We start from the raw sequence: 1,001 nt of genomic DNA, 5'->3' as shown, positions 1-1,001 counted from the left end.
CGTCGTGCCACCTTTGCCCTGCCCAGGCCGGCAGCGCGCCGGCCGCCATGACCCGGAGGCCGCATGCCGACCCGTTCCCCGCGCACGCGCGCACTCGCCGCCCTGGTCCTGGGCTGCTGCGCCGCCGTCTCCGCCCGGGCCGCCGACGTCGCTCTCGCGCGGCTGGACTGCGGCGGGCCGCCCGCGCCGGTGAGCGTGGCGTCCTTCTCCGACACCATGGAGCACCCCGAACTGACGCTGCAGCTGGTCTACAGCTGCTACCTCGTGCGTCACGGCGGGCGCTATCTGCTCTGGGACACGGGCAATGCCATGGACGGATCGCCCAGCGCGCCCAAGGCCTCGCTGATCGAGCAACTCGCGCGCATCGGCGTGGACCCCGCTGCGGTCGAGTTCGTGGGCGTCAGCCATCACCATGCCGACCACACCGGGCAGCTGGCCTCGTTCCCGAAGGCCACGCTGCTCATCGGGCAGGGTGACTGGGAGGCGCTGCAGGCCACCCGCGCGCCGGCCGGCATGAGCGCCGGCGGCTTCGCCGCCTGGCGCGCGCCGTTCGCCCCGTGGTTCGCCGGTGGCCGCGTCGAGACGCTGTCGCGCGACCGCCGCGACGTCTTCGGCGACGGCTCGGTGCAGATGATCAGCCTGCCCGGCCACACGCCCGGCCACCACGGCCTGCTGGTGAGGCTCGCGAAGACCGGCAACGTCCTGCTCACCGGCGACGTCACGCACTTCCACGAGAACTACCGCAGCGACGGCATCCCGACCTGGAACACCAGCCGCGCCGATTCGCTGGCCTCGCTCGACCGCTTCCGCAGGCTCGCCGCCAACCTCGGCGCGACGGTGATCATCCAGCACGACCCGCGCGACGTCGCGAAGCTGCCGGTGTTCCCAGACTTCGCGCGCTAGGGCCTGTTAACACTACGTGCTAACATACTGCGCATGGAACTTACGCCTGCGCAATTCGCGCGTATCGAGGATTGCCTGCCGCGGCAGCGGGGCAATGT

General features: G+C 71.7%; 1 protein-coding gene. It reads left to right on the top strand.

Translation table 11 applies throughout. From position 1 onward, the window contains the following. Positions 1-63 precede the first annotated feature (63 nt). Complete coding sequence (locus EYQ95_RS26205; RefSeq protein ID WP_132332173.1) at positions 64-903, top strand: N-acyl homoserine lactonase family protein; 840 nt, start codon at positions 64-66, stop codon at positions 901-903. Positions 904-1,001: the final 98 nt, after the last annotated feature.

It is taken from the genome of Lysobacter sp. N42, assembly GCF_004344885.1.
This window is presented reverse-complemented; position numbering and strand designations above follow the sequence as displayed.

Excerpts from the sequence above, each read along its gene's own strand:
- EYQ95_RS26205 (WP_132332173.1), top strand. The coding sequence starts at position 64 with ATGCCGACCCGTTCCCCGCGCACGCGCGCACTCGCCGCCCTGGTCCTG.